The sequence below is a fragment of the Streptomyces telluris genome (assembly GCF_024519335.1).
GTDB classification, from domain to species: Bacteria; Actinomycetota; Actinomycetes; order Streptomycetales; family Streptomycetaceae; genus Streptomyces; species Streptomyces telluris.
Genome location: NZ_JANIID010000094.1, coordinates 1 through 502, shown reverse-complemented (window position 1 = coordinate 502; position 502 = coordinate 1). Strand labels below are relative to the sequence as shown.

General features: G+C 67.1%; 1 pseudogene. It reads right to left on the bottom strand.

Annotated features, from left to right (window positions below):
• A pseudogene (locus tag NQU55_RS36245) lies at positions 1–411 on the bottom strand (transglycosylase SLT domain-containing protein); the annotation flags it as partial.
• Positions 412–502: the final 91 nt, after the last annotated feature.

Below are 502 nucleotides of genomic sequence, written 5' to 3'. Positions count from 1 at the left end.
AACACCGTTCACGGCGTTGATGTCCCAGCCGTTGATCGCACGCGGGTTACCGGTCGACTCACGCATGATGTTGCGCTTGATGCCGTCATACGAAGCCGGAATGCCCTTCGCCCGCAGAATCTCCAGGGACTCACCGATCCAGCCCTCAAGATTGTCGGCGTAAGCCTTCTTCGCAGGGGCAGCCGGGGCAGCAGGCTTGGCGGCGGGCTTCGCCGGGGTGGCCGGCTTCGCGGCGATGGCCTTGCGCTCAGTGGAACGGTTGGCGGCCTGCTGAGCAGCACGCTCCTCGACGACCTTCACCTTCGCAGCAGCATCCGCACCGGCCTTGGCAGCAGCATCGGCGCGCTTCTCCAGCTCGTCCTGCTGCGTCTCACCGAAAGCCTCAGCACTCCACGCCACCGGCTTCACCACAGCAGCACCACCCGGAGCGGCATCAGCGGCGAAAGCGTGCGGGGCCACGGCCACCGCGACGACAGCGGCACCGGTCGCGGCAATACCGGCG